The organism is Amycolatopsis sp. (genome assembly GCF_025464955.1).
Taxonomy (GTDB): Bacteria; Actinomycetota; Actinomycetes; order Mycobacteriales; family Pseudonocardiaceae; genus Amycolatopsis.
On the sequence record NZ_JAODNM010000047.1, the window covers coordinates 1 to 26,904 of the forward strand.

Annotated in this window: 26 protein-coding genes and 1 pseudogene; 9 read left to right on the plus strand and 18 right to left on the minus strand. The window is 67.3% G+C overall.

The features are described 5' to 3' along the window. Positions 1 to 177 precede the first annotated feature (177 nt). The 3 genes and pseudogenes from JWQ81_RS10240 to JWQ81_RS10250 form a co-directional block, all read right to left on the minus strand. Positions 178 to 297, minus strand: a pseudogene (locus JWQ81_RS10240) (enoyl-CoA hydratase); the annotation flags it as partial. A 59-nt stretch (positions 298 to 356) separates the two neighbouring features. After that, positions 357 to 740 carry a PPOX class F420-dependent oxidoreductase gene (locus JWQ81_RS10245; RefSeq protein ID WP_297540035.1) on the minus strand — a complete coding sequence of 128 codons (384 nt, stop codon included), beginning with the start codon at positions 738 to 740 and terminating at the stop codon, positions 357 to 359. 41 nt (positions 741 to 781) lie between these two features. Then, a complete protein-coding gene (locus JWQ81_RS10250; RefSeq protein WP_297539990.1) occupies positions 782 to 1,375 on the minus strand; it encodes a dihydrofolate reductase family protein in 594 nt (197 codons plus the stop codon). Positions 1,376 to 1,466: 91 nt separating this feature from the next. Between JWQ81_RS10250 and JWQ81_RS10255 the strand changes: the two genes are divergently transcribed. From JWQ81_RS10255 to JWQ81_RS10270, 4 genes are all read left to right on the plus strand, one after another. Beyond that, positions 1,467 to 1,949: a helix-turn-helix domain-containing protein gene (locus tag JWQ81_RS10255; protein ID WP_297539992.1), complete on the plus strand. Its 483-nt coding sequence runs from the start codon at positions 1,467 to 1,469 to the stop codon at positions 1,947 to 1,949. A gap of 117 nt (positions 1,950 to 2,066) precedes the next feature. Continuing rightward, entirely contained in the window at positions 2,067 to 3,434 is a 1,368-nt protein-coding gene (locus tag JWQ81_RS10260; RefSeq protein ID WP_297539994.1) for a M14 family zinc carboxypeptidase, read from the plus strand. A 240-nt stretch (positions 3,435 to 3,674) separates the two neighbouring features. Beyond that, entirely contained in the window at positions 3,675 to 4,445 is a 771-nt protein-coding gene (locus JWQ81_RS10265; RefSeq protein WP_297539996.1) for a hypothetical protein, read from the plus strand. 85 nt (positions 4,446 to 4,530) lie between these two features. Continuing rightward, the gene (locus tag JWQ81_RS10270; RefSeq protein WP_297539998.1) at positions 4,531 to 4,698 is read left to right on the plus strand and encodes a hypothetical protein; all 168 of its coding nucleotides are present in this window, start codon (positions 4,531 to 4,533) and stop codon (positions 4,696 to 4,698) included. Between the two features lie 175 nt (positions 4,699 to 4,873). On the opposite strand, the gene JWQ81_RS10275 is transcribed toward JWQ81_RS10270, so the two are convergent. From JWQ81_RS10275 to JWQ81_RS10290, 4 genes are read right to left on the minus strand one after another with little or no spacing between them, the layout of a single operon-like run. Beyond that, a complete protein-coding gene (locus tag JWQ81_RS10275) occupies positions 4,874 to 6,295 on the minus strand; it encodes a GH1 family beta-glucosidase (protein ID WP_297540000.1) in 1,422 nt (473 codons plus the stop codon). A gap of 2 nt (positions 6,296 to 6,297) precedes the next feature. Then, the gene (locus tag JWQ81_RS10280; RefSeq protein WP_297540002.1) at positions 6,298 to 7,155 is read right to left on the minus strand and encodes a carbohydrate ABC transporter permease; all 858 of its coding nucleotides are present in this window, start codon (positions 7,153 to 7,155) and stop codon (positions 6,298 to 6,300) included. Further along, entirely contained in the window at positions 7,152 to 8,129 is a 978-nt protein-coding gene (locus tag JWQ81_RS10285) for a carbohydrate ABC transporter permease (protein WP_297540004.1), read from the minus strand. The genes JWQ81_RS10280 and JWQ81_RS10285 overlap by 4 nt, the downstream gene beginning before the upstream one ends. A gap of 13 nt (positions 8,130 to 8,142) precedes the next feature. Continuing rightward, a complete protein-coding gene (locus JWQ81_RS10290) occupies positions 8,143 to 9,447 on the minus strand; it encodes an ABC transporter substrate-binding protein (protein ID WP_297540005.1) in 1,305 nt (434 codons plus the stop codon). A 187-nt stretch (positions 9,448 to 9,634) separates the two neighbouring features. Here JWQ81_RS10290 and JWQ81_RS10295 point away from each other — a divergent pair, with 187 nt between their 5' ends. Together JWQ81_RS10295 and JWQ81_RS10300 are read left to right on the plus strand one after the other, a co-directional pair. Then, on the plus strand, positions 9,635 to 10,663 hold the full coding sequence (locus JWQ81_RS10295; RefSeq protein WP_297540007.1) for a LacI family DNA-binding transcriptional regulator: 1,029 nt from the start codon (positions 9,635 to 9,637) through the stop codon (positions 10,661 to 10,663). A gap of 84 nt (positions 10,664 to 10,747) precedes the next feature. Next, on the plus strand, positions 10,748 to 11,698 hold the full coding sequence (locus tag JWQ81_RS10300; protein WP_297540009.1) for a hypothetical protein: 951 nt from the start codon (positions 10,748 to 10,750) through the stop codon (positions 11,696 to 11,698). Here JWQ81_RS10300 and JWQ81_RS10305 read toward each other — a convergent pair. The 8 genes from JWQ81_RS10305 to JWQ81_RS10340 all read right to left on the minus strand — a co-directional run bounded on the left by JWQ81_RS10305 (position 11,644) and on the right by JWQ81_RS10340 (position 22,430). Continuing rightward, positions 11,644 to 12,486 (minus strand): hypothetical protein, encoded by an 843-nt coding sequence (locus JWQ81_RS10305; protein ID WP_297540011.1) that lies wholly within the window; start codon positions 12,484 to 12,486, stop codon positions 11,644 to 11,646. The two genes, JWQ81_RS10300 and JWQ81_RS10305, sit on opposite strands and share 55 nt — an antisense overlap. Before the next feature lie 11 nt (positions 12,487 to 12,497). Continuing rightward, positions 12,498 to 13,169 (minus strand): papain-like cysteine protease family protein, encoded by a 672-nt coding sequence (locus JWQ81_RS10310; protein WP_297540013.1) that lies wholly within the window; start codon positions 13,167 to 13,169, stop codon positions 12,498 to 12,500. A 339-nt stretch (positions 13,170 to 13,508) separates the two neighbouring features. Then, positions 13,509 to 14,057: a universal stress protein gene (locus JWQ81_RS10315; protein ID WP_297540015.1), complete on the minus strand. Its 549-nt coding sequence runs from the start codon at positions 14,055 to 14,057 to the stop codon at positions 13,509 to 13,511. A gap of 21 nt (positions 14,058 to 14,078) precedes the next feature. Beyond that, positions 14,079 to 15,551 (minus strand): MFS transporter, encoded by a 1,473-nt coding sequence (locus JWQ81_RS10320; RefSeq protein ID WP_297540017.1) that lies wholly within the window; start codon positions 15,549 to 15,551, stop codon positions 14,079 to 14,081. Between the two features lie 443 nt (positions 15,552 to 15,994). Then, positions 15,995 to 17,659: a cellulose binding domain-containing protein gene (locus JWQ81_RS10325; protein WP_297540019.1), complete on the minus strand. Its 1,665-nt coding sequence runs from the start codon at positions 17,657 to 17,659 to the stop codon at positions 15,995 to 15,997. 446 nt (positions 17,660 to 18,105) lie between these two features. Beyond that, on the minus strand, positions 18,106 to 18,588 hold the full coding sequence (locus JWQ81_RS10330; RefSeq protein WP_297540037.1) for a DinB family protein: 483 nt from the start codon (positions 18,586 to 18,588) through the stop codon (positions 18,106 to 18,108). A 280-nt stretch (positions 18,589 to 18,868) separates the two neighbouring features. Beyond that, positions 18,869 to 20,464 (minus strand): RyR domain-containing protein, encoded by a 1,596-nt coding sequence (locus JWQ81_RS10335; protein WP_297540020.1) that lies wholly within the window; start codon positions 20,462 to 20,464, stop codon positions 18,869 to 18,871. 28 nt (positions 20,465 to 20,492) lie between these two features. Next, positions 20,493 to 22,430: a class I SAM-dependent methyltransferase gene (locus tag JWQ81_RS10340; RefSeq protein ID WP_297540022.1), complete on the minus strand. Its 1,938-nt coding sequence runs from the start codon at positions 22,428 to 22,430 to the stop codon at positions 20,493 to 20,495. A 110-nt stretch (positions 22,431 to 22,540) separates the two neighbouring features. On the opposite strand from JWQ81_RS10340, the gene JWQ81_RS10345 reads away from it, so the two are divergent. Further along, complete coding sequence (locus tag JWQ81_RS10345; protein WP_297540024.1) at positions 22,541 to 23,080, plus strand: DinB family protein; 540 nt, start codon at positions 22,541 to 22,543, stop codon at positions 23,078 to 23,080. A 67-nt stretch (positions 23,081 to 23,147) separates the two neighbouring features. After that, on the plus strand, positions 23,148 to 23,741 hold the full coding sequence (locus tag JWQ81_RS10350; RefSeq protein ID WP_297540026.1) for a TetR/AcrR family transcriptional regulator: 594 nt from the start codon (positions 23,148 to 23,150) through the stop codon (positions 23,739 to 23,741). 8 nt (positions 23,742 to 23,749) lie between these two features. On the opposite strand, the gene JWQ81_RS10355 is transcribed toward JWQ81_RS10350, so the two are convergent. Together JWQ81_RS10355 and JWQ81_RS10360 are read right to left on the minus strand one after the other, a co-directional pair. Beyond that, positions 23,750 to 24,850 (minus strand): Gfo/Idh/MocA family oxidoreductase, encoded by a 1,101-nt coding sequence (locus JWQ81_RS10355; protein WP_297540028.1) that lies wholly within the window; start codon positions 24,848 to 24,850, stop codon positions 23,750 to 23,752. After that, positions 24,847 to 25,578 carry a sugar phosphate isomerase/epimerase gene (locus JWQ81_RS10360; RefSeq protein ID WP_297540030.1) on the minus strand — a complete coding sequence of 244 codons (732 nt, stop codon included), beginning with the start codon at positions 25,576 to 25,578 and terminating at the stop codon, positions 24,847 to 24,849. Before JWQ81_RS10360 ends, JWQ81_RS10355 begins: the two co-directional genes overlap by 4 nt. A gap of 110 nt (positions 25,579 to 25,688) precedes the next feature. On the opposite strand from JWQ81_RS10360, the gene JWQ81_RS10365 reads away from it, so the two are divergent. After that, a complete protein-coding gene (locus JWQ81_RS10365) occupies positions 25,689 to 26,417 on the plus strand; it encodes a bifunctional 2-polyprenyl-6-hydroxyphenol methylase/3-demethylubiquinol 3-O-methyltransferase UbiG (protein WP_297540032.1) in 729 nt (242 codons plus the stop codon). A 160-nt stretch (positions 26,418 to 26,577) separates the two neighbouring features. On the opposite strand, the gene JWQ81_RS10370 is transcribed toward JWQ81_RS10365, so the two are convergent. Continuing rightward, positions 26,578 to 26,904: HNH endonuclease signature motif containing protein (locus tag JWQ81_RS10370; RefSeq protein ID WP_297540034.1), on the minus strand; the 327-nt coding region annotated here is incomplete at its 5' end.

A 26,904-nucleotide genomic window follows, 5' to 3' on the forward strand; every position in this document is an offset into this window, starting at 1 on the left:
CGCGCAGCAGTGCGGCGGACAGCTCCCCTTCGGTGAGTGTCCACGCCGGTATCTGTTCCACGTCCACACAGCAAGCGTAACCGCACACTCGTTCGAACAGCATCACTCACACGGGTAGCATCTCGCGACAGAAAACCCTTACACGCCAACAAATACCAAGGTCGCAACCGAGGACATCGAGCCGCCTTCGGGGAACAGGGTGCGGTGTGCGAAGACGAACCCGAACCGGGAGTTCGTGGCGGCGAGGCGGAAATCGGCCGCGAGGGTCATCGTGATACCGGCGCCGACCGCCGCTCCCAGTTGACAATGCGGCATTGTTGACAACTTGTCAAGAAGGACGATCGTGGGCGAGCGCCTCAGCTCATACCGACACTTTGACGCTCCGGCTCGATGAGCGCGACAACCCGATCCTGGTCGCGCGTGTAGGGGCCGCCGATGTACTTCGTCGCGATCCGGTCGACGATCTCCCAGCCGGCGTCGCCGTCGACCCACTCGACGACTTTGCCGCGGATGATCACCGGTACGAACGGATTGTCGGCCGGGGCGAGGGAGAGCGCGACGCGCGGGTCGCGCCGCAGGTTGCGGGCTTTCCGTGAGTTCGGGCCGGTAAGAACGACGATGTGGTCGCCGTCCGTGCCGATCCAGACCGGGACGGAGTGGGGAGCGCCGTCGGGGAGGACGGTGGCGAGGTGCGCGATAGGGGTGCCGTCGAGTATGCGGCGTACTTCGGGGGTCAGCATCATGGTCATCTCCTTCTTGAGTTCTGGGCGGGTTGCGGGGATCAACGCTCGACGGCGTAGTGGAGATGGGTGACACCTGGCGCCGGGACGACCTCGATGAGGCGCAGGCGCACATGCTCGGGGAGCGACTGGAAGAACGGGCGGCCGCCGCCGAGCAGGATCGGCACCTGATGCAGGGTCACCTCGTCGACGAGCCCCGCCTTCAACGCCTCGGTCACGACGCCGCCGCCCATGAGGGCGACGTCCTTGTCTCCGGCGGCTTCGCGAGCCGCTTTGACCGCGTCCTCGATGCCGGTGGTGACGAGGGTCTGCTGCTCGGTGATCTCCGGGGAAGGCCGATGGCTGAGGACGATCAGTCGAGCCGTCGGGTGGGGCCCGCCGCCGCCGAAGTGGCCGGAGTGCTCGTAGGTGTTGCGCCCCGCCAAAGTCGCTCCTACGCGTCCGGCGAGGCCGTCGAACACCCGGGCGCTGGGCTCGCTCAGCTTGAACCCGTCGAACACCTGGCTGGGCGTGTCGCCGTCGAAGTACCAGTCGAAAAGCATCGTCCCGTCGCCGAGTCCGCGCCCGGCGCCGGGAGCGCGACCGGTGATGTAACCGTCGACCGACACCGCGAGGGCGGTGAACACCTTGCTCATCTCGGTAGTCCTTCCTGGGGTTCCTTGAGGAGACTCCGTAACCGTAGCAGTCAGAGTTCCCTAAGGGAACCTCAGTTGTTAGACTGGTGCGATGCAACGCACGGACTTCGGTGAGCTGGCCTGTTCCATCGCGCGCACGCTCGACGTTATCGGCGAGCCCTGGTCGCCGCTGATCCTGCGCGATGTGTGGGCCGGGTTCACCCGCTTCGACCAACTCCAGGCCGACCTCGGAATCTCGCGCAAGGTCCTGACCGAGCGGCTGGGCCACCTCATCGGGCACGGAGTGCTCGAGCGCCGGCCCTACGATCGGCGGCCGCGCTATGAATACGTCCTGACGGACAAGGGCACGGAGCTCGTCGACCTGCTCATGGTGATGGTCGCCTGGGGTGACAAGTGGCTCGCGGGCGAGGCCGGCCCGCCGGTGCTCTACCGCCATCACGCGTGCGGCGAGATCAGCCGCGTCGACCTGCGCTGCGCCCACTGCGGCGAGCCGATGCACGCGGGCGACGTCGACGTGTTGTCAGGTCCCGGGGCGGCCGTGCCCGTCGATCCCCTGGAGCCAGTGCCTGAATAGTCCCGTTGCCTACCGACTGTCGGCGGGAGTTCGTCGTTTTCCCTACGACAGTCGGTGACCCCGTGCGCGCCGCGCCCCTACTGTTCGTGCGCACTGGGTTACCCGTAGGAGGCAGGGATGCGGAAACTTCGCGCGATGACGCTGGTCGCCGGCGCCGCGGTGCTGGTGGCGATGACCGGGTTCGCCACGAGTCCGGCCGCGCAGGCGGAACGTTCGTCCGGGCAGGACGTTGTCGAGTACCGGGTCCATGACGCGGTGAAGAGCGGCGATGCCCTCGAGGCGGCCGGTCTCGACGTCGTGTCCCGCCGTGACGGCAACGACCTGTTCGTGCTCGGCGATGACGCGACCGGTGGCAAGCTGAGCGCACTCGGGTTCCGGGCCGAGGTTTCCCAGCGCACGCACCAGGAAGGCTGGGCCGCTCCGGCCCGCCCGGCCGGCGCCGGGCTTCAGGACGAGACCTACGACGGCGGTTACCACACGGTCAATGCGCATTACGCCAACATGGACGCCGCCGCGTCCGCCCATCCCGATCTCGCGTCGGTGGTCACCTACGGTCAGTCCTGGCTCAAACAACAGAACAAGGGCGGTTACGCCCTCAAGGCCATCTGCATCGCGAAGAAGGCTGCGGGCGATTGCGCGCTGAACCCGAACTCGACGAAGCCGCGCTTCCTGCTGCAGGCGCAGGTCCACGCGCGCGAGATCGCCACCGGAGAGATGGCGTACAAGTACATCGACTACCTGGTCGGCGGTTACGGCACCGACCCGGCGGTGACGAACCTGCTGAACACCACCGAAGTCTGGGTGGTCCCGATCGTCAACCCGGACGGGGTGAACCTCGTCCAGCAGGGCGGGAACAACCCGGTCCTGCACCGTAAGAACGCCGACTTCACCGCGGCTGACCTGGCGCGCTGCGGGGACACCGCGGGCAGCCAGCCCGGGGTCGACATCAACCGCAACTTCAGCTACCACTGGCAGTCCAACACGTCGAAGTGCGACCAGACGACGTCGACGTCCAACGGTGCCGGGGACTCCGAGCCGGAGACCAAGGCACTGGAAGCGTTGTGGGCCAACCTGTTCGGCGACCACCGGGCAGACGGCGCGAGTGACAAGCCCGATGTCGGCGCGCGGGGCACGGCACTGATGCTGCACAGCTACGCGGGCATCATCATCCTCCCGTGGGAGTACACGAACACCGCCCACACGCCCAGTGACACGCCGTTCCGCACGATGGGCAAGGCGATGTCGCAGTTCTCCGGCTACCCGTACGGCCAGGCCGGTGACCTGCTCTACAACGCTCCGGGCGGTTCCGACGACTACGCCTACGGCAAGCTCGGGATCGCCTCGTTCACGATCGAACTCGGTGACCAGGGCGGCTCCTGCGACGGCTTCACGCCGAGCTACTCGTGTGTGGACGGCACGTTCTGGCCGTACATGCTCAAGACTTTCAACTACCTGGCAGGGAAGGCCGCCTCGCCGTACAAGTAGGGCTCTCCTGTCGTATCCGTGGGTGGCACAGCCCGTCGCAACTCGCCGCCGAGTTGCGACGGTGTTGCCTCAAGGCCACCGCTCGGCGGCTGGTTGTGGTGTCGGGGTGGTGTCACCCACGGATAGAGCAGGAGAACCACAAATAGGCGCTTTTGTGGCCTGACCTGGCGTTTGTACGTTGCTTGTATCCCTAGTGGCCATCCTCTGGAGCATCTGCTCAGTAGCCAGTGGAGGACAGCCATGAGGATGCCGTCGACGTTCGTCAAACGCACGGTGGGGGCGGTCGCCTTGGCGGCGGCCGTGGTGTTGGCCGGTGCCACCCCGGCACTGGCGGCGTCGGGCACGGTGCACACCGATTCCGGGGTCGCCGTGACCGTCCGCTCGACCGCGAGTACCAGCGGGAAGTCGGTGGGTACCGTCGCCAGCGGCGCCGCCGTCACGATCGACTGCCAGGCCAATGGTGAGACGGTGACCGGGAAGTACGGCACGAGCGATATCTGGGACCACGTGCCGGCGAAGGGCGGCTACGTCAGCGACACCTACGTCTACACCGGCTCGGACTCGCGGGTGGCGCCGGACTGCGCCGGCACCACGGTGTCCTGCTCGACCTCGGGCACCGGTGACTCGAACAGCTGCGCCCAGGCCGTCGCGTGGGCGAAGGCGCACGTCCACACCACCGACATCGAGTCCTACTACGGTTACTGCGACCGCATCAACGCACTGGCGTACGGTTTCACCGCCAGTGGCTCGACGACGGCCTACGTGCACTGGACGCAGATTCCGGGTTCCTACAAGCATCCCGGTGACAGCCAGGTCCCGGCCGGCGGGCTGGCGTTCTTCAGCAACGGCGGTTCCGGGCACACGATGATCTCGATCGGCGGCGGGAACTTCCTGTCGAACGACATCCACGGCCGCGGTACCTACACCCAGACGACGATCGCGCAGATCAAGAGCACCTGGGGCCAGACCTACCTCGGCTGGGCGCAGCCCTGGTTCAAGGTGAACCACTAGAACAGTCTTTCGGGCCCTGTCCGGCGGTTGCGCCGGACAGGGCCCGAAGTCCATTTGTCAGCCGGCGAACTTCTGGAACGCCGTGGTGAAGGCCCCGTCGCGCTGGTCGATCCCGCCGCACGCCGAGCTCGCGGTCGGCTGTCCGGCGCAGCTGCCGTTGTCCCGGCCTTCCGGCCAGAAGGACAGCAGCGCGACTCCCTTGGAGCAGGTGTTGCCGAGGTCGGTGCCGCGACTCTTCTCGACAGTGGACTAGACCATTCGGCCGATATCAAGGGCGGAAAGCAGGCCGATTCCACTGGACGGCGTTTCTGTCGTAGTGGACAACGCCGGTCACTTGGTTGGTAAGGAACAACTCTCGGTAGTCACGAGACGCGCCTGTCGCTCAGCCAGCCGAAATCGGTCGCCTGGTGGATCATGGACCGTGACAGTCAGTCCCACCCGTTCGCCGCGATCACCTGGGAGTACCAGTGCGCGCTGTGCTTCGGGGTGCGGCGCTGGGTCCGGTAGTCGACGTGGATCAGACCGAACCGTTTCGCGTAGCCCTCGGCCCACTCGAAGTTGTCGAGCAGTGACCAGTAGAAGTACCCGCGCAGGTCGACACCGGCCTGGATGGCGTCGTTCGCGGCTCGGAGGTGGGAGCTGAGGAACGCGATGCGATCCGTGTCGGCGATAGCCCCGTCGTCCCGCACGACATCGGGATAGGCGGCGCCGTTTTCGGTGACGTACAACGGTAACCGGGGGTAGTCGCGGTGCAGCCGCAGCAGGGTCTCGGTCAGTCCGGCCGGCTGGACCTCCCACCCGGACTCGGTGCGCGGAGCGGTCGCGTCCCGGATGAACTGGACGTCGCGGGCGCCGACCCATTCGGCGCCCGCGGGTTCGCTGCCGAGCTGGGGAGCGCCGGACACCCGGTAGCCGCGGTAGTAGTTGACGCCGAGCCAGTCCAGCGGCGCGGCGATCGTTTCCGCGTCACCGTCGCGCACGACGTCGGAAAGCCCGAACGGCGCGAGGTCGGCGACAAGGTCTTCGGGATAAGCGCCGCGCAGCAGGGGATCGACGTACAGGCGGTTCTGCAACCCGTCGATCCGGCGGGCCGCCTCGACGTCACCGGGGGAGTCGGGGTCGGCCGGCTCGACGTCGTACAGGTTCAGCGTCACGCCCGCCGGCGTTTCCGGTGCGTGCCGGCGGATGACGTCCATCGCGAGGCCGTGGCCAAGTAGCAGATGGTGCGCGGCGGCAACGGCGGCCGCGGGTTCGGTGCGTCCAGGCGCGTGGACTCCGGAGGCGTAGCCCAGCATCGCGGCACACCACGGCTCGTTCAGCGTCGACCAGGTCGCCACGCGGTCGCCGAGCCTCGACACGACGGTCTCGGCGTACTCGGCGAACTTGAACGCCGTCGCGCGGTTCGCCCAGCCGCCGTCGAGTTCCAGCGTCTGGGGGAGGTCCCAGTGGTACAGCGTGGCCCAAGGCTGGATACCGGCTTCGAGCAGGCTGTCGACAAGCTGATCGTAGAAGGCCAGTCCAGCCGGGTTCGGTGCGCCCCCGTCGGGCCGGATCCTGGGCCACGCCAGGGAGAACCGATACGCGCCGAGCCCGAGTTGACGCATGAGGTCGACGTCGTCGGCGAACCGCCGGTAGTGGTCGGCGGCGGGCTCGCCGGTGTCGCCGCCCACCACCGCGCCAGGTTGCCGGGCGAACGCGTCCCAGACCGAATCGGTGCGGCCGTCCGCGGTGGTGGCGCCCTCCACCTGGAACGCCGCGGTGGCCGCGCCCCAGACGAAACCCGGTGGGAACCGGCACGCGGTCTGCTCCCGGACGCCGTCGTGGTCGACCCGGTCATGATCAACGGACATAGTCACCCTTTCACGGCACCTTGCATGATCCCGGCCACGATCTGGCGGCCGAGCAGGAGGAAGACGATGAGGATCGGGATGGTCGCCACCGTCGTCCCCGCCAGTACGAGCGAATAGTCCACGTAGTAGCCGCTCTGCAGCTTGTCCAGCGCGAGCTGGACGGTCGGGTTGCCAGGGTCGAGCACGACCAGCGGCCAGAGGAAGTCGTTCCACGAAGTCATGAACGTGAACATCGCGAGGATCGCCGCCGCCGGGCGCACCGCGGGCAGGCACACGCTCCAGAACGTCCGGAACATGCTGCAACCGTCCACTCTGGCCGCTTCGACCAGTTCGTACGGCAAGGCGTCCACTGTGTACTGACGCATCCAGAACACGCCGAACGCGGTCACCAGGTTCGGCACGATGACCGACTGCAGCCCGCCCGCCCAGCCGAGCTTCGACATCGCGATGAACAGCGGGATGATGCCGAGCTGGGTCGGCACCGCCAGGGTGACCACGATGAACACGAACAGCCCGCGAGAGCCGCGGAAGCGCAGTTTGGCGAAGGCGAACCCGGCCAGCGACGAGAACAGGACGGTGGTCAGCGTGACCGTGCCCGACACGATGAGGCTGTTCGCCAACGCCCGCCAGAACGGCACGGTGTCGAACACCCTGGACGCGTTCGCGAAGAAGTTGCCGCCGGGCAGGAACGGCGGCACCCGTTCGGTGAGCATGCCATCGTCGCGGCTGGCGACCAGGAACGACCAGTAGAACGGGAACAGCGAGCCCAGTACGAACACGATCAGGACGCCGTAGGTCGCCTTGCGGGGTCTGCCGAGTCGGACGACGTGTCCTTTGAGGCCGGAACCGAGTGTCGTCATTTCTTCTTCACCGCCGCCAGCCGTCCGGTGAGGAAGAAGTTGACCAGTGCGATGAGCACGATGACGACGAACAGCACCCAGGCGATCGCCGACGCGTAGCCGAGGTTGAAGTTCTCGAAAGCGGATTGGTACAGGTACAGCGTCACGGTCTGGAACTGGTGTGTCGAGCCGCCGTTGTTGGCGCCCGAGACGTCGAACAGCTTGGGCTCGGTGAAGATCTGCAGGCCGCCGATCGTCGAGGTGATCGTGACGAACACCAGCGTCGGCTTGAGCAGTGGCAGGGTGACGTGGAAGAACCGCCGCCAGGTGCCGGCGCCGTCGATCAGCGCGGCCTCGTGCAGTTCCTTCGGGATCGCCTGCATGGCGGCCAGTACGATCAGGGCGTTGTACCCCGTCCAGCGCCAGTTCACCATGATCGCGATGGCGACGTGGCTTCCGAAGCGGTTCGCCTGCCAGTCCACCGGATCCAGGCCGATGGTCTGCAGGACGCCGTTGACCAGACCGTACTTCGTGCCGAACAGGTTCGCGAAGATGATGCCGAGCGACACCAGACTCGCGGCGTACGGCAGCAGGACGCCGACGCGCCAGCCGGTCGCGCCGCGGAGCCTGCTTCCCAGCAACGCGGCGAGCATCATCGCGATGATCAGCTGCGGAATGCTCGAGAGCAGGAAGATGCTGACCGTGTTCTCCAGCGCGTTCCAGAACTGGCTGTCGGCGAACAGCTCCTTGTAGTTGTCGAGCCCGATGAAGTTCGGGTTGTCGTCGCCCGCCTTCCAATGGAACAGCGAGACGTAAGCGGTGTAGAGCAACGGGAACAGCCCGACGATGCCGAAGACGACGAAGAACGGCGCGATGTAGAGGTACGGCGACGCTTTGACGTCCCACCGGCTGAGGCGGTCGCGCAGCGGTTGCCGCGGTGGTGGCGGTTTCGCGTGCGAGGCGGGTGATGAGGAGATCCGTTCGGCCACGGTCATGAGCACTCCTCGGCTAGCGGGTGAGCTTCGTGGCGCCGTCCACAAGCTGCTGCCAGCTGTCCGCGGCGGACCTTCCCTGCTCGACGGCCTGCAGCGCGGGGTCGGCCACGTTCTCTTGGATCTGGGCGTCCCCGGGACCCTTGTACTGCGGTTTGGTGATCTTTTTGGCCTGCTCGGCGAACAGTTCGCCGGTCTTCGCGCCGCCGAAGTAGGGATCGGTCTTGGTGAGCAGCGCCGGATCGGTCAAGGCCTTGACCTGGCTGGGGAAGTTGCCCGTTGCCTGGAAGGCCTTGATCTGCTGCTCGGGGGCAGTCAGCCAGGCTGCCAGCGCCGCTGCTTCCCTGGGGTGCTTGCTCTGCGTCGGCACGGTGAGATACGAGCCACCCCAGTTGCCTCCGCCGCCAGGGAAGGCAGCGGTGACCGCCCATTTGCCGGCGTTCTCCGGTCCGGCCTGCTCCTTGACCACGCCGAGCATCCACGCAGGGCAGACCTTGGTGGCGAATGCGCCCTGCTTGAACCCGGTGTTCCATTCGTTGCTGAACGCGGTCAGCTTCGCGGACTCGCCCTGGGCGACCGCCGCGGTCACCTGGTCCCACGCGCGCTTGATCGCCGGGTTGTGGTCGATCGAGAGCTTGTCGTCGGTGCCGAGATACCCGACGGGAAGCTGGTTGACCATGGCGTTGAAGTTCTGTGACGCGGAGTCGAACCAAGCCTTCCCGCCGGACTTGGTGACGAACTGCGCTCCGGTCGCGAAGTAGCTGTCCCACGTGGCGAACAGCGATTTGACGGCGTCGGGGTCGGTCGGCAGTCCCGCAGCGGCGAACATGTCCTTGCGGTAGCACATGGCGAGCGGGCCTTCGTCGGTGCCGTAACCGATGAGCTTGCCGCTCTTGTCCTTGCCCGCTTCGTACTTCCACGGCAGCCAGCGGTCCGGGGTGATCTCCGCGGGGCCGATCTTGGCGAGGTCGTTGAACTTCGAGGACTTGTCGAGGATGTCGGACAGGCTGCCTTCTTCGACGGCTTGGATGTCGGCGAGGCCGGAGCCGGCGGCGAGTTTGGTCATCATGTCCTGGGCGTACGGGCCGCCCTGCCCGGTCTTGCGCGGAGTGATGGTGATGGTGGGATGGAGGTGCTCGTATTCCGGGATGAGAGCTTCGTAGCCGAATTCGGTGAACGTCGCCAGCGTCAGGTCGACATGCTCACCCGGCGCCGCGGCCGCGGGGACGTCGTCGCTGCCGCCGCTTCCGCAGGCGGTGACGCCGACCGCCGTCATCACCAGCCCGAGTGTCCAGACCAAGCCGTTCCGCAGTGTTCTCACGTGACCAATCCCTTGCTCGAGGGTATTCGCGGGATTCTGGGAGCGCTCCCAGACGGGAGTCGAGTTTGACCCCAGGCCCAGCCCCTGTCAAGGGGAGGTGAACACGCGGTTTCGGCAAGGAACGCTCCCGGGCGGACGACGGATAGGCTGTCCGGAGTACCGGGCGGAGACGACTGAGGATGGTGCCGTGGGGTCTCGACCACGCGATGACGAGCGGCCGACGCTCGACGACGTCGCGGCGTTCGCGGGAGTGTCGCGCTCGACTGCGTCACGCGCTCTGAACGACGACGTGTACGTCAGCACGAGGTCCCGGGAGAAGGTACTCGCCGCGGCGAAGGACCTCGGCTACTCGCCGAACCAGGCGGCGCGGTCGCTGGTCACCCGGCGGGCGGGGGCGATCGCGGTCGTCCTGTCCGAGCCCGAGGAGCGACTGCTCGACGACCCGTACCGCACCGCCGTCATGCGTGCCGGCTACCGCGAACTCGCCGACGTCGGTTGCCAGATGGTGCTGATCTTCAGTGATACCCGCGAGGACCTCAGCCGCACGGTTCGGTTCCTCGAAGGCGGTCACGTCGACGGCGCGCTCGTGTTCGCGCCGCACCGGGCCGATCCGCTCCCGAAGTCGTTGCGGCTGCTGCGGATTCCGGTCGTGTTCGGCGGGCAGGCGGCCAACCTGCGACGCGGGGTACACGTGGTCGACTTCGACAACGAAGGCGGTGCGCGGCTGGCCGTCGAGCACCTGGTGGCGGCCGGGCGGCGGCGGATTGCCACCGTCGCCGGGCCGCAGGACCAGGGCGCGCCGATCGACCGGCTGAACGGCTGGCGCAAGACGCTCCTCGGCGCCGGGCTGGACCCCGAAGGCCTCGCCGAGGAAGCCGACTTCACACTGGCCGGGGGTGCGCGGGCGATGTCGGCGCTGCTCGATCGGCGGCCGGATCTCGACTCGGTGTTCGTGGCCAGCGACATGATGGCCGTCGGCGCGATGCGCACGCTGGACGCCGCCGGGCGGCGGATCCCCGAAGATGTCGCGGTCGTCAGCTTCGACGACAACGCCACCCTCGCACCGGCCATGAACCCGCCGCTGACCTCGGTCCACCAGGACCCCCGCGAGCAGGTACATGCCATGGTCGTGACCCTGATGCGCCTCCTCGACGACGACCTCAAGCCCGACAAGCAGTTGCTGCCGGTTTCCCTTACTGTCCGAGACTCCGGCTGACCGCCGCTGTACCTACTGCACTCGACCGCGCGTCAGCTACCCGCGACCGCGCACGGAGTGCACTCGCGGCAAAGGAGGAAACGCGTGTCCAGAGACAAAGGCGAGAACGAGCTACCGGGCGACGTGGCGCAGGTGCTGCGGACCGGTCCGTTCCATCGCGCGTTGTCCGAGGCGATCAGGTTTCGCGGTCTGTCGCTTTCCCGCCTGCGGGCGCATTTGGCGTCGCAGGGTATCGCGATAGGACAGTCCACGCTGAGCTATTGGCAGCGGGGCCTGCGGCATCCGGAGATGCCGCGCGCGGTGGACACCGTCCACGCCCTGGAACAGGTGCTCCGGCTGCAGAGGGATTCGCTCGTGGTGCTGATCGGGCCGCGGCGCAGGCCGACGGACGAAGCCAGGGGCCGCGCCACGTTCGCCGAACTCACCGACACCTGGCACGCGACGACAGCGCTGCTGTCGGAGTTCGACGCGTACCCCGAGAGCCGCTGCAACCGCGACCTCGAGGTGCTGTCCGTGCTCGACACCGTCCACATCGGAACCGACGGCGAGCTGGCCCGCATCTCGGCGCGGACCGTGGTGCGGGCGCGGACGTTCGGGGTGGACCGGTTCATCGCGGTGCACCAGGCGGACCCGGGCAGCGACGTGAGCGCGACGGAACTGGTCGCACTGGACGGCTGCCGGATCGGCCGGGTGCGCAGGCAGCTCACGTCTTCGGGCGTGGTGTTCGAGCTGCTGTTCGACCACCGGCTCGCCGAGGGGGAGACGCACGTCTTCGCGTTCACCACGTACGGCGGGGCGTCGGGCGACAGCCCGGGCTATCTGCGGACGCTGCGGGAACCGGTGCACGCGTATCTCCTGCAGCTGGTCTTCGAGGCGGTTCGGCTGCCGGTGCGGTGCACCCGGCGGCTGCGCCGGCGGGAGAACGGCGAACCACTGGACAGCGAGACGTTGTTGTGCGGCGCGAACGGGGTTGTCAACGCCTACTTCGCCGGTGTCGGCCCCGGGGTCGCCGGTGTCGACATCGAATGGGACTGATCCGCGCGTTTCCTCCCGCGTGCCACCAGAACGACCGCTCCGATCAGGACCACCAGCGCCGCGGCGCCGATCCCCAGATAGCCGCTCGTGTTGCTGGGCGCGGCGGGCGCCGGGGCGGCCGGAGCCGGGTTCTGTTTGAACCCGATGCCGCCGTTCTGCTGATAGGTCGACCCAGGCAGCTTATCGGCGTAACGGTCGTGAACCTGGCGCTGGTAGTCCGCGAGCGGGACTAACTGCCCGACCGGCGTTTGCGGAAGGCTGGCTTGCAGCAGGCGCACTCCGTTACCGGTGAGCTCGTACCAGCCGTTGATCTGCGGCTCGCCCAGCAGCGCCGCGCCCGGCGAAAGCTTGGCTGACAGCGTCTTTTCGTAGTCTCCGGAAAGGACACTGCTGACCGTCCACGAGTGGGACGGATCAGCCGGGTCCACAGTGGCCTGGATGGTGGCGGTGCGGCCGTCCGGGGCGGTCACCGGCACCGCTACGTAGTCGAAGATTCCGGCTGGGGCGCCGGGGATCCCGCGGACGAAGTCGGGGTTGAGCGTGTAGGCGACGAAGCCTGACCCGGCGACGGCGAGCGTCGCCGGGTCAGGGTGCCCGTTCTGCCGAAAGTTGGTCTTCGCGTAGCTGATCGCCCCTGGGGCGTGCGCGGCCTTGACGGCCGCGCTCACCTCGGCGGGGGACAGGGGCTGGACCTGAGCGGGGGTATCGGCCAGTGCCGCGGTGGGGATGGACGACACACCGGCCACCGCCAGGACGGTGAAGACCACTCGGCGTACGGACACGATCATCGGAGCTCCGCTCAGCCCTGGTTGATGTTGACGATGGTGTCCTGCCAGGTGAACCTGTTGTTGCGCAGGTAGTTGTTGTAGGTCGAGGTCTGGTAGCGCTGGTAGGTGGGCCACGGGTCGCCCAGGTTCAGTGTCGAGTTCGAGGCGTCGTACCCGTAGATGACCTCGGCGTGGCCGCCGCCGGAGGTCCAGTAGATCCCGGTCAGCGCGGGCGTGCCGTTGTTGATCTGCTGCTGCACCGAGTTGAACGAGATCGGGCCGTTCGCGTTGGTGGCGTTGAACCCGGTGTTCTCGAAGCCGTTGACGATCTCGTCGATCTCGGCGGCCTGGTTCGGGCAGTTGCCGACCGAGGTTCCCTTGCCGGCGGCGCAGAACTGCGACTGGGTCGTCGACGCGCCGTGGAACTGCTCGATGCTGGAGCCGTCCGCGGCCCAGCACCACTCGTCGTTCTTCTGCACCTGCTGGGCGTAATTCAGCTGGGTCCGGCCGGTGGCGCGCGGGTTGGCGGCGGTCCGCAGTGTGCTGTGGTCCTGCGCCGCGTGCGTCCCGATCAGGCCGTTCGGCGTCGCCGGGCCGTTCGCGGTCTGCGCGGTGGCCAGTGGAGCGGCGAGGGCGGACGCGAACAGCGCGGCACCACAGATAATGCCGGCTCGGACCACGGTCTTGGTGGGTTTTCTGTTCACCGTCGGGCTCCTTCATACGAACAAGGCGGGGAATGCCGTGGAATGACTGAAGGAAGGGACGGATCTGCAGTTCCGCGCTTCCTGACGGGGAATACGGTGCCTGAACGCGAGGTGACGCGACAACGGCCTTTCGTAGGATTCACCGCGTTTCCGTGATCGTTCACACGGGTTTCGTTGCCGGTCAAAAGGCTCTGAACTGCGTGTATCTTGCCCTTTCCGAAGTTTCCGCGGGTCGAAAAGGAACGTTCACGCGCCGTTCTGAACGGTGAAAACGACTGGGTGAGCCGACTGATGTGAAATGATTTCGCATTCGACGGGGAAGACCCGTGCGAAAGGCGCTCAGCTGGGTTTGGGGGGCATCCGGATGCCGGGGCGACCGGCGGTCGCGGCGGCCTTGGCCAGCTTGCTGCCGAGTTGCTTCCCCGCGCGGGCCACTTTGCTCGGCGCGGGTTTGGTCAGTGCGGGCGGCATGACCACGACCGGGCAGCCGACGTTGTAGACGAGCCGGTGGGCGAGCAGGGTGGTCGCCTTGATGTTGGCCCGGCGAGGAGCGTCCAGGACGAGCATGACCGCGTCGGCGGTTTCGTTGAGCAGCACGGTCACGGCGTTGCCCTTGATCAGCCGACACTGCACCTTGCGGCTCTTGCCGAGTGCCGCGGCGACGTCGGCGCGCAGCTTCGACTCGGCCGCGGCGAACTCTGCGTCGGCGTCCCTGGTTACCGGAGGGAGCTTGCCCGCCGGGGCGCTCGGTGGTCTGGGCGCGCGCCAGGCCCGCACCGCGACGAGGGCGCAGTCGCGGCGGGTGGCCTCGTCCGCGGCCCAGCGCAACGCCGTCGGCGAGCCGCTGCTGACGCTCACCCCGACGACGATGAAAGCACGTCCGGCCACAACTACCTCCTGATCGCGGATCTAGCTTCGCACGGGTTCGTCGGCGGGACCATCCGAAGACGGCCCCTTCGACAACGGATCAGCGATGTCTTCCAGCGACATACCTTCGGAGTTGATGCCGAAGAACCACGCGACCAGGCCGCCAATGATCATGATGGCCGAGCCGAAGTAGTACCCGATGACCAGCGGACCCCGCGCGGTGCCGTCGCCGACGAGCGAGCCGAACACGGTCGGCGCGATCGCACCGGCGACCTGGCCGATGGCGAAGAAGTACGAGATCGCCTGGCCGCGCAGCTCCAGCGGGAAGATCTCGCTGACGGTCAGATAGGCCGAGGACGCGCCCGCGGAAGCGAAGAAGAACGAGACGCACCAGAAGATCGTCTGGGTCGTCGCGGTGAGCGAGCCGGCGCTGAACAACGCCGCCGACACCGCGAGCACTATCCCCGCGAACCCGTAGGTCCCCAGTATCATCTTCCGCCGGCCGATGGTGTCGAAGAACGGCCCGAGAACCAGCGGTCCGATCAGGTTGCCGATCGCGAAGGGGAAGAAGTAGTACGACGTCGAGCTGTCGCTGATGTGGTAGAAGTTGTGCAGTACCAGCGCATAGGTGAAGAAGATAGCGTTGTACAGGAACGACTGCGTGACCATCATCGTGAAGCCGAGGAACGTCCGCCTCGGGTACTTCTTGAGGAAGATCCCGGCGACGACGCTGAACGACAGCTTGGGTGCTTCGACGATCGACATCGCCCGCGACTGCGGAACCGGCTCCAGCGTGACGCCCTCGCGTTCGACCTGGGCTTCGATGGCGTCGACGGTCTGCTCGGCCTCGTCGAGCTTCCCGTGGGTCATCAGCCAGCGCGGACTTTCCGGGATGTGGCGGCGCAGGTAGATGATGACCAGGCCGAGCACCGGTCCGATGAAGAAGCCGAGGCGCCAGCCCCAGCTCTGCGAGATGACGTCCGGGTTGAGCAGGAACAGGTTCGCGCTCGCGCCCAGCGCCGCGCCGCCCCAGTAGGTGCCGTTGACCGCGATGTCGACCCGGCCGCGGTAGCGCGACGGGATGAGCTCGTCGATGGCCGAGTTGATCGCCGTGTACTCGCCGCCGATGCCCAGGCCCGCGATGAAGCGGAAGAGGAACAGGAACCACATGCTGAACGAGAGCCCGGCGATCCCGCTCGCGACCAGGTAGACCGCGAGGGTGATGATGAAGAGCTTCTTGCGGCCGATCTTGTCGGTCAGCCTGCCGAAGAACAGCGCGCCGACGACTTGTCCGATCAGGTAGACCGTGCCGGTGACCCCGACCTCGGTCGAGCTCATGTGCAGGGTCGACTGGAACCCGGCGGAGGAGACAATCTGGATTTCGAGACCGTCGAGGATCCACGACACACCCAGGCCGATGACCACCGACCAGTGGAACTTCGTCCACGGCAACCGGTCCATCCGGGACGGGACGAGGCTGACTCGGGGTGTCGCCGTCTCGGCGGTAGTGCTCATCAAATCTCCCCAGTGCGCCGACGTTGGCGCGTTCCGGCCGGTTCAGAACAGAAGTAGAGATCTACCCCGGGTGTAATGCCCTCGCAACCGCCGCGAGTGGAATGTCCGGATTGACTGCCGGTTCGGCGGATGCGCGCGCAAAACAGGGGCGCCTGCCGTATCCGTGGGTCCGCGATGGCCTCGAGTGTCGATTTGACGTGGACCGGTTGCGTTCTCCAGCGGCAAGGACCGGGACGAGTGGGTACTCCCTTGCTGATCCGAGGGTCGCGCGTGTCGTGTAGGTACGCGGTGTACGGCGTTTTCGGTAGCCGAGTGTGGGACTCGCCGGTATGAACGTGGGACTCGCGGGCTGAGCCCCACGTTCACCGACGGCTGACCCCGCCACGAACCTCGAGAACCTCACCAGTCGCCCCGACACCACAACCCAGGCGCCGAGCGGTGGCCTATCCGACGTAAGGCGCGATGATCTTGCTGAACTCGTACGGCGTCTGGCTGATGTTGGTGCACTTGGACAGCGACCCGGTGCAGGCGTTGCCGTCGCGGGTGACGTCCCAGAAAGCCAACTCGGCCAGGTGCTGCTGGCCGGCGAAGGTCAGCAACTGGTTCATGTCGGCCTGGGTGAACACCTCGGAGGCGTTGTCGTTCTGGCCTGCCATCGGGGTCACCCCGATCATGTTCCAGATCTGCGCGTCGGTTTTGCCGGGGTAGAGCGGCGCGAGCTGGCTGTGCAGGCCCTGCGCGGAGTTGATCGCGTAGGTGCCCATCTTGCCGCTCGGGTTCGGTGCCTCGGAGTCGCCGAAGTCCATCGCCATCCCGTTGACCGTGCTGATCGCGGCGCCGTGGTTGATCGCGGACTGCACCACGTAGAGGCCCTGGCTGGTCAACCCGGACGGCAGCACCGGCAGGGTGAGCGTGACGGACAGGGTTTTGCCCTTGGCCTTCGCGGCCGTCTGGAGGTTGGCGATGGCCTGCGACCGCCGGTCCACCGACGCCGGATCGGCGACCGCCGCGCCCTCGATGTCGAAGTCGATCTGGGTGAGGCTGTAGGCGTCGATGGTCGACTGGTAGCCGGCGGTCAAGGCGGTGACGTCGGTGCACGACTGGGCGAGTTCGGTGCCCGATTCACCGCCGAAGGACGGTTTGACGTCGCCGTTGATGCCGCGTAGCGACGCGATGTCGGCCTGTTCGAAGCCCTGGCTCATCGAGTACGCCCCGAACCAGGAAGGCACGCACGCGGATCCGCCGTCGACGATGAAGCCGAGGGAGAAGGCCCGCAGACCCGTGGTCTCGGCGATCTGGGTCAGGTTCGGGGTCGGCCACGAGCCGATGTCGACAAACGGCGCCGCGATCCCGGGCAGGTGTCCGGTGCCGCCGCCGGCCTTCGTCGTCGCGGACACCGTGTTGCTCTTGCCTGAGGTGTTTCCGGCCTCGTCGACTGCCTGCACACTGAACGTGTACGCGGTGGACGCGGTGAGCCCGTTGACCGTGCCCACCGTGCCCGGGCTGGTCGCGACCTTGGTGGTGCCCTGGTAGATGTTGTACCCGGCGACGACCAGGTTGTCGGTGGAGCCCGTCCAGTTGAGCGACACGCTGTTCGCGGTCGTGCTCAGCACCGCGAGGTTGGCCGGGGTCGTCGGCGCGATCGTGTCCGCGCTGCCGTTGCAGGGGTTGCCGTTGAGCGTGCAGCCGGGCGGGTCCTGATAGGTCCCGCTGTTACTGGCGTTGAACGAGAAAGTGGTCGACGCGCCGGGGGCGAGCGGTGCGTTCCAGGACAGGTTGGACGCCGTGTAGGTGTTGCCGCTGGTCGTCAGCTGCGCGTTCCACAGACTGGTGACCTTCTCGCTGGACGGCAGGGTGAAGGCGACCGCCCAAGTGGTGAGCGGGACCGACATCGTGTTGGTGATGGTGTAACCGCCGGAGAAACCGGATCCCCAGTCGGACGCCTTCGCGTAGACCGCGGTGGGCAGTGGGGTGGTGGCGGCGGTCGGGGCCGCGGCCGCCGGGGCCGCCAGGCCCAGTGCGAGCAAGCCGCCGACCATCACGAGCCCGCCGAGACGGGCGGTCGACTGTCTCCTGGTGCGTTTCGGTGGTGCGGGGTGTGCCTGCATGGGCTCACACGTCCTTCGTGCCGATGACCAGTGTTCGGATTGTCGCCAGTATGGACTAGACCACCATTGTGGACTAGACCAATTGGGAGGCAATCGGGTCAGCCTGCCGCAGCGAGTCTGAGCGTGCGGCGCAGGTCGGCGGGGTGGCGGGGTGGCGGATCCACAGATCGACGGCGGCTCCGTCGACGCGGGTCAGCGTCAGGCAACCCTGGCTGCCCGGCGCCCGCAGTGGAACAACCTGAGGTGACCAGGACCGGCCCCAGGAAATCGGGAGCGTAGGTGTCGCAGAAGTACAACTCGGAATACGCGCTCTGGGAGCGTTCCCGCGGCGGCGTGCTCGTGGAGCAGTGAGCGCAAGGCATCGACGACTTCCTGATGACCGCCGTAACCGATCGCCAAGGTCCCCTGGTACGAATCGGTTGAGCGGCCGTTCACGGGTTTGGCTGTCAACTCTGCTCGATCTGTTCGCGAAGGATGTCGCCGTGTCCCGCGTGCCGGGCAAATTCTTCGATCATGGTGAGCAGGGTCCACCGCATGCTGACTGTTCCTTCGCGGGGGTTGTCCTTGGTGTCGTCGAGGGTGAAGCGAGCGGCGATCTCCCGTGATCGTTGGCTTGCGCGCTCGAACTCGGCGATCACGTCGGCCAGGGGCTCGTCGTCTGCGACGGTGAACGTGCCCACGTCCCGCTTCGAGTATCCGTCGCATTCGGATTCGTCGAGACCCGCCCAGAATCGCTGGAACCAGATTCGCTCGGCACCGGCGGCATGCTTGATCACGGAGATTGGTGTCGTCAGTGACGGGACGAGTCGTCGGCGAGCGTCGGCTTCGGAGAGGCCGCGTACGGTCTCGATCAGGGCTTCGCGGTTGCGATCGAGCATGTTCTCGATGATCGCTCGCTCGGCGCCATGGGTAATTCGTTTGGTGCTCATGGGTTTTCGCTCCATTCTCTTGCGCGGCTGAGAAATCTGGGGGGTGCCGTGGTCGGCGACAGGCTGCGGTTCAGCGTGGGATTGCGGACAAGGTCGACGCATCCGGAAGCTGGGAATGAACGAGCGTTCGAGGTGCTCACCGTGCTGAGCAGGGAGCGTGGCGATGCGGGCGGTATCACACACCGCAGCCGAGATCAGGCAAGGTCAGGAGCTGAACGAGCCGCTGACACCTGGTGGCAGTATGCCACAGGGTATCCCGTGAAAGTTGCCAGACCGTGGTCTAACGCGTGCGCCGGGCTTTGCGAACGATTTGGAAGCCGGCGTCGGCGAGGATCTCCGGCAGTGACAGCACCACGTTGCGGTCCTTCTGGCGTTCCTCCTCGCCGAGGTCCTCCCACGGCCGCAGGTCCGGGTGCACCTTCGTCTGGTTGTCGCGGATCGGGCCGTAGCGCCAGCCTGCCGAACGGCGTTCGGACATCCAGCGCTCGTGCTCGGTCACCGCCAGGCTTTCGACCTCGTCGGGTTCGAACGCGAACGGGACTTCCTCCAGGCTCGGCACCATCCGGCAGCCCGTCAGCGCCAGCTTCTGCTCGATGCTCGCCGCTTGGGCCCGGTTGGCATCGCGCAACGTCTCCGGCAGGTCGTCCCAGCCGGCGAGCGAGCCATTGGTCGCCTGGGTCTGCCCCAGTGCTGTCTGGTCTCGCAGATAGCGGCGGTGCACGGCACGCGCCAGCGAATCGGTGATCCGCTCAGACAGGTACATGCTCGCCATGTCCAGCACTCCCACGAATCGAAGCCGGTCTTCCTGACCATGCTGCACAATCATCTCGCCGACCCCGGCCAGCTGAGCCATCCGGACGATGACCGTACCCCGGGTGGAGTCGACCGTAGCCGCCGCGTTGAGGCCGTCCCTCAGCGCCCTTTCTTCGTCATCGTGACAGACGAACACGAGGTGCGCACCTGGTTCCGGCTGGTAGAACGGACGCACTGTGAGCACGCACCCGTCGGCGAGCACCGGATGCCTGGCGTGCAGGCCCGCTATCACCGCATCGCCTTCGGCATCGACGACGGTGACCGCGACCGGTCCCTCCCCGGCCCGGCACGCGCGGCGGGCGAGCTCCAGCAGCAGGGCCCGGCCGAACGCGCTGAGCCCGATCACCACCAGTTGGTCCCCGTCCGGCTCCTCGGCGGCGACCACCTGTTTCGCCGCGACGCCGTCGAGGGAGAAGAAGTCCACTTCCAGCTCGGGACGCCAGCGGTCACCGCGCAGGGCCTCACCGAGCTCGGGATCGGCGACATGCGCATGGACCTCCAGCGGTGCCCGGACCCGGCGGGGGACCAGGCTCGCCGCGAGCACAGTCGCGATGTTCGCCGGCGTTTCCTCGTCGCAGGCGTACAGCCGGGCCGCCCTGGCGAGACCGGCGGCGGCAAGCGCGTCCGGGTCGCGGGCGCTGTCGATCGAGACGACGTTGTGCCCGGCCGTCCTGAGGTGTGTCGCGAGCGTGCGCGCCGCGGCGGAACCGCCGCACACGACTATGTGCCTGGCGCGGCGCCGAGCCCGGCGTCGCGCGATCTCACCGGCGAAGAGCAGCCGGACGGCTTCGACCAGCGCGTACCCCGTAATTGCCGGGGTGAGGAACCGGCTGATCTCCAGCGGCCACGGGTACGGTCCGCCGTTGGTGACCGGACCGGAGTTGATGACGAACAGCTGCAGATCGTAGTAGGCGAGGTCGATCGGCCGGTGCGCGAACTGGGTACTCGCCGCCAGGTACTCCTCCAGTCCGAGATAACCGAGCACGAGTGAGACGACCGCGAGCACCCCGAACAGGCCGCGCACGAGCAGTGCCGGTCGTTTCGTCGTTCTCACCACCCGCATGTGCCGTGCTCCCTCATCCGCTGCCCGGTCAGCCGGCCACGTGCTCCTTCCGGAAGACGACGATGCGGAACGGCAGCGTCGGCGCGCCCACGACCTTCGCGCTGGTCTTGAACCCGTGTGCCTCGGCTGCTTTGCGGAGGAGAGACACCGGTGCGGCGCTGGTCATGTCGGCGTTGCCGGCGAGGTAGCCGTCGACCTCCTCCTCGGCGAGGCCGTAGCGGAGCATCCACTCGCGCCACTTGGTCATCACCGAGGTGCCCTGGCGGTCGCCTTCGACCCCGAAGACGTCGGCGAACACCAGCGTGCCGTCCTCGGTGGTGTGCTCGGCGGCGTCGGTGAAGAACTCGTCGAGCGTCTCGGCCGTCGGTTCCGGCCCGATCAGGAAGTGCATCACCAGCGAGCCGAACACGACGTCGTAACGGCCGTCGACGTCTTCCCACGCGGTGCCTCGGACCAGCCGCATGTCCAGCCCGGTCTGCTGTTCGGGCTGGAGCAGCTCGCGGGCATACTGCGCCATCTGGTCGGCCCGATCGACACCGCGGTACTGCCGCACCGGCCCGTAGTGCTCGAGGTCGTAGAACGGCCGGTTGATGTTGCGGATCCACGGCACGATTTCGCTGGTCAGCCGGCCCGTGCCGTAGCCGATCTCGAGGACGTCCACCGAGCGCATGCGATCGGCGTAGATGCGGAGGATCTCGCGGAAGACCGTGGCAGCGCTGTCCTGGACGAGTTGGGCGTACCGGGGGATCCAGCACCGGATGTGCCGGTCGTACAGGTCGAAGTAGTCGGGTGAGCGGAACTCGGTCTCGGCGGTCCAGTCGTCGTCCCAGTGTCCGACGCCGGTGCGCGCCACCCACGCGCGGCGCAGGTCGGCGGCCTTCATCTTCGGCTGGAACTGGACCGCGCGCGCCTTGATCGAGTCGTAGAAGTGGGCCGCACTCTCGTAGCGCAGGGAGTTGCGCTCGATGACCAGCTGCCGTCCGCCGGTGCGGCCGGGGTTGCCCCGGTAGCCGCCGACCAGGTCGGGATCGAGCAGCAGCAGGTGATGCCCGACCGCGTCGGGCCCCGACGGGTGGACCTCGCCCGGCTGCAACTCCTCCTTGGCGGCGATGTAGATGTCGTAGGTCCGGTCCCGGTGGCGTGCCTGGTGCCGGTTCCAGAGCTCGATCTGCCGGGAGAGCCGGTTTTCGTTCTCGAAGAACCACGACCAGTCGATGAGGAAGATCCGCTCGCTGACGTTCGCGGTCATCTCCTCGGGGTGGTCGGGGGTCCAGAACTGCTCGGTCTCGTCGGTGAGGTCGGCGATCGCGCGGATCTCGCCACCGGTCCACTCGCGCAGGCTGGAGAAGCTGGGGAGGTAGTACCCGGCGTCGACGACCAGCTGCGACGCGCCTCCGGAGTCGAGCTCGCGGGCCAGCGCGCCCGCCCAGCCGCCGAGCATGTGCAGGCTCGCGTGCTCCTCGGGATAGCCGTCGATGAACTTGTTGACCTGCTCGTTCAACGCGTTGCGGCCCTGCCGCGCGGACCGCTGCCCCGCGGACAGCGTCGTACCGGCGAGCTTCCGGAGCCAAGCGGTGAAGCGTGACTCGAAGTTCGCGAACCCCGTGTCGTCGCCGATGTCGGAGGGATAGACCAGGTAGTCGGGCTCGCCGAAGTTCTCCGGCAGCCGCTCGGACCCGGTCTGCTTGATCACCACCAGCGGCAGGTGGAGCGCGTGCGCGAAGCCGACCTCGTAGGCCAGGTTCGGCCGCTGGGTGCTGGCTTCGAGGATGACCAGGTCGGACTTGAGCAGCTCGTCGCTCACCTTGGCGCCGATGTCCTTGTTGACGCTCTGGTTCTCGTTCCAGTCGTAGTAGTCGTAGCCGTGCTCGGCGAGCATGCGCTTCATCACGACCAGCGCCCTCTTGACGGCGTCCGGGGAGCCCGCCTGGGTGGACCAGGCGAGAAAGGCGGTGAGCCGCGTCAAAGGTGCCTCCGCAGGTGATCGGTGGGGCACCCAGTGTATCGATTCCGGGGTACCCGATGTCCGGTTCGACACGTTCCGATCGAGACCGGCGGCAGGCAGGATCACGCGGTATGGGCAGAGTGCGCAGAAGGGCCGAGATGTTCGTCGGCAGCCGAGTAGGTGGTCCGGCTGTCGGCGACGACCGAACCATGCTTGTCGAGTTCCTCAGAGCTCAACGAGCGACGCTGGAACTGAAGTGCGGAGGCCTGGACGTCGAACTGTCCCGCCGATCCGTCGAGCCCTCGACGCTGTCGCTGCTCGGGCTCATCCGGCACCTCGCCGACGTGGAACGCCGGTGGTTCCGGCAGGTGCTGGCCGGACAGGACGCTCCGGCGCGTTTCGTTTCGGACGCGAACCCGGACGGCGACTTCGACGGCGCGACGTCGGACCCCGCCTGCGCCGCCGAAGCCTGGGACGCCTGGCGCGCCGAGGTCGCGTTCGCCGAGCGGTTCGTCGCCGGTGCGCCCGACCTCGACCTCACGGGCGAGGACTCCTGGCGCGGCACGGTGTCGCTGCGCTGGGTACTCGTTCACCTGGTCGAGGAATACGCCCGGCACAACGGGCACGCCGACCTCCTCCGCGAACGCATCGACGGCGCGATCGGCCTGTGAACGCGGGCTACTGAGGCGGTCTGCGGCATGATGGTCCGGTGCAGACCGCCGAGACGAGTGCGACCCCGTGACCGGGGGCTACCTGAAGGGCCGGATCCGTCGCGAGGACATCATTTCGGCGGCGGCCTTGCTGTACGGCGAGGCCGGCTACCACGGGTCCTCGCTCCGGGAGATCGCCAAGCGGGTCGGCATCACGCACGCCGGTCTCCTGTACTACTTCCCGACCAAGGAAGCGCTGCTCGCAGCGGTGCTCGAACGTCGCGACGCCGAGGACCGCGAGCGTGAGCAGCTAGAGGTCCAGCCCGGTCTCGAGGTCCTGCGCCACTTCGTCGCGCTGGCCGGCCACAACGTCCGGCATCCCGGCATCGTCGATCTCTACAGCAGGCTCGCCGCGGAGGCCGTCTCCGCGGACCATCCCGCGCACGGCTACTTCGAGCGGCACTACCGGGCGGCGCGGGACAGCGTGGTCGAGTCGTTCCGCGTGCTGGCCACCGACGGCAGCCTCCGTGAGGGCGTCGATCCCGACTTCGCGGCGCTGACGTTCATCGCGCTGATGGATGGCTTGCAGGTCCAGTGGCTGACCACGCCCGACCAGGTCGATCTGGTCGGCTCTCTCCGCTTTTACCTCCAGAACCTGCTCGCCGTCCCGCTCGACGTTTAGAGGGCGTCTTAGAGCGTCTTAGCGCCTGGATCCCAGTCCTCGGGCAAGGCTGAGGGGATCTCGACGGTGCTTTCGACGTCAATGGACTGACCGCCCGCCAACGACTCTTCGATGGCCAGCATCGCGTCGAGCACGTGGTACGCGAGCTCACCCGAAGCCCGTTCCGGTGCGCCGGAACGGATCGCGCGCGCCAGTTCGAGCGCGCCCGTCCCGCGCGAGGCATGGTGGCCCCGCGGTTCGAGCTGTTCGGGATCCTGCTGCCCACTCAGGTGCAACGCCGTGACGCCGTCGAAGCGGTTCGGATCGGGCAGCACCGCGGTGCCCAGCGGCCCGGCGATCTCGACGAACCCCGTCCGCAGCAGTGCCGAGTCGAAACTGAAGACCACCTGAGCCGACCCGCCGCGTTCGAACTCGAGCAGTGCGGTGACCGTGGTCGGCACGGTCACCGCGAATTCGGTGCCGGCTCGCGGGCCTGACCCGATGACGCGCGTGTCCCGTGCCCGGCCGCCGGCGCCGGTGACTTTGCGGATCGGGCCGAACAGCTGGACGAGCTCGGTGAGGTAGTACGGGCCGATGTCGAGCAGCGGCCCGCCACCGGCCTGGAAGAGGAACTCCGGCGAGGGATGCCAGCTTTCCGGGCCGGGGCTCTGGAACAGCGCGAGCGCGGTGAGCGGTTCGCCGATGCGTCCGCTGTCGATAGCGCGTCGTGCGGTCTGCAGTCCCGCTCCCAGCACGGTGTCGGGCGCGCAGGCGACCCGCAGCCCCTTCTCTTTCGCGCGGTCGAGCAGTTTCCGGCCGCTCTGCCGGTCGAGTGCGAGCGGCTTTTCGGTCCATACGTGCTTTCCCGCGTCGAGCGCGGCCAGCCCGACTTCGACGTGAGCGACGGGAACGGTCAGATTGACGACGAGTTCGACGTCGGGGTGCGCCAGCAGTTCGGCCACCGACCCGTGGCCGGGAACGCCGTACTTGGCTGCCTGCGTGGCTGCGCGCGTCACGTCCAGGTCGGCGACGAACACCACACGCACGTCCGGGAACCCGGTGAGGTTTTCGAGGTAGGTGTCGCTGATGACTCCGGCGCCGACGATCCCGACCCCGACGGGCCCGCTCACTCCGCCGCCGTGAGGTAGGCGTAGCTGGCGGCGATGGCCTCGTAGACGTCGCCGTCGAAGGCGTCGAACTCGATCACGTGCAGCGCGTCCGGCGCGGCCGCGAGTACCTCGGGCAGCGGGATTTGGCCCTGTCCGGCAGGCACCTGGCCCGAGTCGTCCCGGTTCAGGCCGCCGTCCTTGACGTGGATGGCGTGCACCCGGCTGCCGAGCCTGCCCAGCAATGCGGCCGCGTTCTCGCCGCCGGCCGTGGCCCAATAGGTGTCGATCTCGAGGACGATTTCGGGATCGAGCTGGTCGACGAACAGCTCCAGGGCACTGCGGCCGTCGATCTGCGACTCCAGCTCCCACCAGTGGTTGTGGTAGCCGACGCGCACGCCGTGGGGGCTCGCGAGTTTGGCGGCGTCGTTGAGCGCCGATGCGGTGGCGGCGATGTCGGCGCGATCCAGCCACAACTCGGGCTTGACGAGCGGGTCGATCACCACGCCGATCCCGAGTTCGGCCGCCGCGGCGAACACGGCCTCCTGGTCGGCACCGAGGAGCCGGGCGTGCGCGGTCGGCGCGGTGAGCCCGTTGGCGGGCAGCCCGAGGCGCAGCGCCTCGACGTTTTCGACCACGCCATATGGCTCCACCTGCGTCAACCCGATCTCCGCGACCCGGCGCAGGACGCTGGCCGGATCGACGGCGAAGTCCTGTCGGATCGAGTACAGCTGCACGGAATGGTTGCTCATGGCGCGCTCCCTTGCGTCGGCTACCCAGAATTTCTACCACGTGGTCAAAATTGACACCAGGGTGAATCCGGGATCGCGCGCCTGGTCGTGCGCTCACTAGCATCGAGCTCATGGCCGACGACGTGTTCGAGCACCCGCGGCTCGCTGCGGTTTACGACCCTCTCGACCCGGATCGCAGCGACCTCGACGTCTACGTGGCCATCGCCGAGGAGTTCCGTGCCCGCGCTGTGCTGGACATCGGTTGCGGTACCGGCACATTCGCGCTCCTCCTGGCAGGCCTCGGCCTTGACGTCACCGGCGTCGAACCGGCCGGCGCGTCGCTCGACGTCGCTCGGGCCAAGCCAGGCGCTGAGCGGGTGGGCTGGATCCACGGTGACGCCACCGCCCTGCCCCCGATACGGGTCGACCTCGCGACCATGACCGCGAACGTCGCCCAGGCGATCGTCGACCCAGCCGACTGGGCCGGAACACTGCGGGGCGCATGGCGGGCGCTGCGGCCGGGCGGGCATCTCGTGTTCGAGACCCGCGACCCCGCGCGCCGGGCCTGGCGGGACTGGAACCGTGCGGCGTCGTATCAGACCGCGATGATCGAAGGTGTCGGCGAGGTCGAAAGTTGGGTCGAGTTGATCGACGTCAACGGGCCGCTGGTGACGTTCCGGGGGACCTTCGTATTCGCATCGGACGGCGAGGTGCTGACGTCGGACTCGACGCTGCGATTTCGTGAACGCGACGAGGTCGAGGCGGCCCTGGTAGCTCACGGCTACACCGTCGACGAGGTCCGCGACGCCCCGGACCGCCCAGGTCGAGAGTTCGTCTTCGTCGCCTCGCGGCCGGAGTAGGACGACGTTCGCAACTCGACGGCGAGTTGCGATCGTTGCGGAGATCAACTACCGCAACTCGACGGCGAGTTGCTAAAGCCGGGAATGCAGTCAGGGCTCGTCAGTGTCGCGGCCGGATGATCCGGTCGCGACACTCACGAGCCCTGGCATGGGTTTTCTGTTACACGTGCATGGTATTTCGCCTGGGTCTTCGAAGCGGATCGAGATAAGCGGGCGGGATGAAGTCCGGTCTCCCGTCACCACCCATCCGCACTTCCCAACCACCACAATGAATTAATCGGTGGTGCCGTTCACAGAGGAGGGTCAAGTTGTTCAGGTCGGTTGGCCCACCAAGGATCCAAAAAACGATGTGGTGACCCTCAGTGTGTTTAGCGTGCTTGTTACAACCGGGAAACGCGCAACCGCGGTCCCGCATGACAAGTCTTCGCCGTTGCCCGGTGGTGATAATTCTCTTGGACCGACCCAAATCCATCTGCTCACTCTCGGT